Below are 4144 nucleotides of genomic sequence, written 5' to 3'. Positions count from 1 at the left end.
CTATTTCAGGACGGGACACTAATAAAAATAATAAAGGCTGTCTATTTGTTAGGACAGCCTTTTTTAAATTATATTTTTATAATATATATTTTCTGGATTTTGAGGATCGATTAAGATATCGACATCTTTTCCTTTTTTTAAAATCTCATTTGCATTAACATCTCCAAAATATTCAAACTCTGTATAGTAAATTTTCTCATTATTAGGATGTTTATAAAAGACTTCAACTATATAATCTGGCAAATGATTTTCTCCTAATAAACCTCTTTTTATTTCAATAATATGTGCTTTTACTTTTACTCCTTTATTTAATAATCTTGAATGATTTAGGTAATCAAATAAATTGACGAAACCTAAATACCCCATAAACAAACTACAGAACAGAAAAACTACTCCAAGTAGTTGATTAAAAAATACACCAAGATTTAGAAAAGAGCATATTAGAACAAATCCTAAACTTAGAATTAAACATCCTATTGCGATTGACAATTTCATTATTCTTGTATTTGCTATCTGTTTTTCACAAACCGTACCAAAAACAAAAAATTGTCCTATAAAAATAATTTTATTATAAATTTATTTAAAAACACTAATAAGCTGCTGTAAATCTGCTTTTTATATGATTGGCATTTTCAATTTCATCTGCAATTACCACTGCAACATCTTCCACAGACAAAATACTACGACCTTCTGCATTGAAAACAGGAACATCATTTCCTAAACGATACGTACCTTTTCGCTCTCCAGAAGTTCCTTGATGCATTTCTGGCGCTGGAGAAAACATTGTCCAATCCAACTCATTATCTTGTTTCAAGATATTATAATAATCTCTCGCAGCCAAAGCACCTTGTTTTATTTGCTCAGGAAAATCTGGCGCGTCTACAATTTGTAATTCTTTTTGATCATTCACATACAAACTTCCCGCTCCACCAACAACAATCAAACGTTTTACGCCTGCTAATTTAGTTGCTTCTTCAATAGCTTTTGCGCCTTTCAAATAATCTTCATAAATATTTGGATTTGTCCAACCAGCATTAAAAGCACTTACAACCACATCAGCACCTTTCAAATCTGTCGCCAAAGCTTGCACATCGTTGACATCTAACGCCACTTTTGCTACATTTATACTATCCAAAACCTTGTCTGTATTTCGCGCAAATGCTTTGATAGATTGATTTCTATTTACCAATTCTTCTACGATATGTGAGCCTACAAAACCTGTTGCCCCAATTACTGCTACTCTCATTTTATTTAATTTTTGATTTTATATTGTAATTAATTTTGTTACATTTAAAGATAAAAAATTTACTGAAATTCATCAGAAAATTGTTTTAAAGTTTTATGATTTAAAGATTTAATCAATTCTAATTCAGCATGATCAAATAATTTTTCAAGATTGTCATTCATTTGTTTACCAACTGGACATTCAGGATTGGTATGATTCATTCTTCCAAAAACATTTTCTTGATTGACAATTTTATAGACATCGCCTAACAAAATATCAGCAGAATCTTTAACTAAATGAATTCCTCCATCTTTACCTTTTTTCGAATCGATGAAACCTGCTTCTTTCAAGAATTTAATCTCACGACGAACCACAACAGGATTCACATTAATACTTCCAGCAATAAAATCAGAAGTTATTAATTGTCCTTTGAATTTTTCAGTCAAAACTAAAATATGAATCGCCGTTGCAAATCTTAAATTATTCATTTCTTTAAATCGATGGGACAAATTTAGTACAAAATTTTTAATTGTAACAAATATTGATACAATTTTATTAATTAATTTCTCTTAAATTTGTTGCATACTCCTATACATATGGAAAATTATAAAAAACATTTATCAAATATTATTGATCTGACAGAAGAACAATGGGCAGAAATTGAAAAATTTTTGGTGGTAAAACACATCAAAAAGAATGAATTTATTTTAGAACCTGGTGAATATTCCGAAGATTATTTTTTTGTTGAATCTGGTGTTATTCGTTCTTATACAATAGATGAAAACGGAAAAGAACATGTTTTACAATTCGGAACAGAAAATTGGATTGTAAGTGATAGAAATAGTGCTTTTTGTAAGCAACAATCAAAGTTTTATATTCAAGCAATAGAAGATTCTACCGTTATTTTATTGAATGAAAAATTAAATAATCTAATCACTCGATTAAATCCAAATTATTTAGCTGCTCAAAATAAATTAATTCAAAATCATGTGCGCAGTTTACAAGATCGTATTAATTTATTACTTGGTGCATCTGCAAAGACTCGTTATTTAGAATTTATGCGTCTTTATCCCAACCAACTTTCTCGCATACCACAATGGATGATCGCCTCATATTTAGGCATCACACCCGAAAGTTTAAGTAGAGTTCGTAAAGAAATAGCACATGGATAGTTATAGTTTTGAAATTTTTGTACCAGAAAAACCTAAAAAAAATAATAAACAAATTGCGAAAGTAATCTTATCATTTCTCGCCGTTACTGTAATTAGTTTTGTGTTTTTGGAGCTGAAAGTTTTTAAAAATCAAACGTATTATTACATTTTTATTGGGCTTTTAGCTACTGCTGTTGCTTATTGGAATGGTTATTTTAAAAGACCTACTACAGAATTGAAAGGTAATTTTGATGGAAAATTGACATTTACAAAAGATACAATTTCTGTAAAGGATCAAACTTTTTCAATCAACGATTTATTTTCTATTGTCATTGATAATGAAGATTACAAAGGAAAAGCTGTAAAAGAATTTGGTGAGTTCGAAAACCCAGAAGGTTCGCACGGAATTAGTAATTTAATTACATTAAAAACAAAAGATAATCAATTTGTTGAAGCTTATTTTTTACAAAAATCATTAAATGAATTTTCTAAAATCGAATCATTTTTAATTCAATATTACAAAAACAATTTACTTTCTGAAGATGATTTAATTTCGATCATGCATTTAGAATATGATATTGATAAGAACGAGTTGAGAAAAAAATTAAGATAATTTAATTTTTCACTAACATATAAAAGTTAAGCTAGTCTCATTATTTAATGTAATTTTGTACCACTTAAAAACAATAATTTATGCAACCAACAGCAGAATGGTTAAAAACTTGGGAATCTAAAAGAGAATTCACTTTAGCTCCTAATGATTTAGAAAAATATTTTACAGATAAAGAAATTGGAGGTGTAGAAATCGACCAAATCGAAATGGGAGAAGTTTCTTTACCATCAGGTAAAATCTTTGTAAATGATCCTTTGGGTGAATATTTATCAATGGACAAAGATCCTTATTTCCTTGAAACGCCAAAAGGTAATTTTCCTGTAACTGCAAGCATCGTAAAATTTGAAGACGATGGTGATGTTGAGAATTTGATTGGTTGTATCAAAGTTGCTTTTACAAACGAAAAACCTGTTCGTTATGAAGAAGCAATGAAAGGAATTGAGTTGATTGACGAATTACAAGAAGGAGAATATTTTGGTTTTTCTATTGAAAGTGGTTTAGCAACAATTGTTGATGCAGAAGCAAAAGATTCTTTTGTAAAGTTTATTGATGAATTCGAAAGTAAAGGTGATGTAAATTTATATGATGATTATTTCAATGCATTATTTGTAGAAAACGCTAAAAATAATCCGAAATATCAATCAGAAGAAGGAGATTGGATCAATTGGACAATTCCAAATACAGAATTCAAATCGCCAATTTTTCAAGCTGGTTTTGGTGAAGGAATTTATCCCGCTTACTTTGGATACAATGAAAAAGGAGAAATTGTTGCATTTTATATTCAATTCATCGATGCTGAATTAGAAGATTCAGAAGATGATGATGAGTGGTTGTAATTAATTTTTTAGATCAAATAAAATTTAAAATCCTTCAAGAAATTGAGGGATTTTTTTGTTTAAAAATATGTATTTTAACATATTGTATATCATATTAAACAGAATGAGAAAACTTCTTATTAGCATATTTATTATAGAAACAATAAGCTGTTCTAAGAAAATTGATTATCAAAATACAATTTCAGCAATAGAATCCAATCAAGATTTATTTGATGATAATTACAGTTTAAGAGGGAAAACTAATATTTTTTATAATGATTCTATCCACTACTTTTATTTGGAATACGATACAATAGAATACCCGTTGTGCATTTTGATT

Annotated in this window: 7 protein-coding genes; 4 read left to right on the top strand and 3 right to left on the bottom strand. The window is 28.5% G+C overall.

Annotation, left to right across the window (positions count from 1 at the left end):
• Positions 1 to 63: 63 nt before the first annotated feature.
• The 3 genes from B4E59_RS14565 to B4E59_RS14555 form a co-directional block, all read right to left on the bottom strand.
• Positions 64 to 495, bottom strand: a complete 432-nt coding sequence (locus tag B4E59_RS14565) for a hypothetical protein (protein WP_221854441.1) — start codon at positions 493 to 495, stop codon at positions 64 to 66.
• Positions 496 to 589: 94 nt separating this feature from the next.
• Positions 590 to 1246: an NAD(P)-dependent oxidoreductase gene (locus B4E59_RS14560; RefSeq protein ID WP_291053655.1), complete on the bottom strand. Its 657-nt coding sequence runs from the start codon at positions 1244 to 1246 to the stop codon at positions 590 to 592.
• 59 nt (positions 1247 to 1305) lie between these two features.
• Positions 1306 to 1713 (bottom strand): RrF2 family transcriptional regulator, encoded by a 408-nt coding sequence (locus B4E59_RS14555; RefSeq protein ID WP_291053652.1) that lies wholly within the window; start codon positions 1711 to 1713, stop codon positions 1306 to 1308.
• A gap of 108 nt (positions 1714 to 1821) precedes the next feature.
• Between B4E59_RS14555 and B4E59_RS14550 the strand changes: the two genes are divergently transcribed.
• The 4 genes from B4E59_RS14550 to B4E59_RS14535 all read left to right on the top strand — a co-directional run.
• Positions 1822 to 2397: a Crp/Fnr family transcriptional regulator gene (locus B4E59_RS14550; protein ID WP_115000276.1), complete on the top strand. Its 576-nt coding sequence runs from the start codon at positions 1822 to 1824 to the stop codon at positions 2395 to 2397.
• Positions 2390 to 2989 (top strand): hypothetical protein, encoded by a 600-nt coding sequence (locus B4E59_RS14545; RefSeq protein ID WP_219035245.1) that lies wholly within the window; start codon positions 2390 to 2392, stop codon positions 2987 to 2989. The genes B4E59_RS14550 and B4E59_RS14545 overlap by 8 nt, the downstream gene beginning before the upstream one ends.
• 80 nt (positions 2990 to 3069) lie before the next feature.
• Entirely contained in the window at positions 3070 to 3825 is a 756-nt protein-coding gene (locus tag B4E59_RS14540; RefSeq protein WP_038335748.1) for a DUF4241 domain-containing protein, read from the top strand.
• A gap of 103 nt (positions 3826 to 3928) precedes the next feature.
• On the top strand, positions 3929 to 4144 hold a 216-nt coding region (locus B4E59_RS14535), incomplete at its 3' end, for a hypothetical protein (RefSeq protein ID WP_291053647.1).

Origin of the sequence: Empedobacter sp. UBA2044 (assembly GCF_002333005.1) — a bacterium.
Classification (GTDB): Bacteria; Bacteroidota; Bacteroidia; order Flavobacteriales; family Weeksellaceae; genus Empedobacter; species Empedobacter falsenii_B.
The sequence above is the reverse complement of the archived record's forward strand: the minus strand, read 5'-3'. Positions and strand labels throughout refer to the sequence as shown.

Bases quoted from the DNA above. Each gene is read 5' to 3' on its own strand.
- B4E59_RS14565 (WP_221854441.1), bottom strand. From the start codon at position 495: ATGAAATTGTCAATCGCAATAGGATGTTTAATTCTAAGTTTAGGATTT.
- B4E59_RS14560 (WP_291053655.1), bottom strand. From the start codon at position 1,246: ATGAGAGTAGCAGTAATTGGGGCAACAGGTTTTGTAGGCTCACATATC.
- B4E59_RS14555 (WP_291053652.1), bottom strand. From the start codon at position 1,713: ATGAATAATTTAAGATTTGCAACGGCGATTCATATTTTAGTTTTGACT.
- B4E59_RS14550 (WP_115000276.1), top strand. From the start codon at position 1,822: ATGGAAAATTATAAAAAACATTTATCAAATATTATTGATCTGACAGAA.
- B4E59_RS14545 (WP_219035245.1), top strand. From the start codon at position 2,390: ATGGATAGTTATAGTTTTGAAATTTTTGTACCAGAAAAACCTAAAAAA.
- B4E59_RS14540 (WP_038335748.1), top strand. From the start codon at position 3,070: ATGCAACCAACAGCAGAATGGTTAAAAACTTGGGAATCTAAAAGAGAA.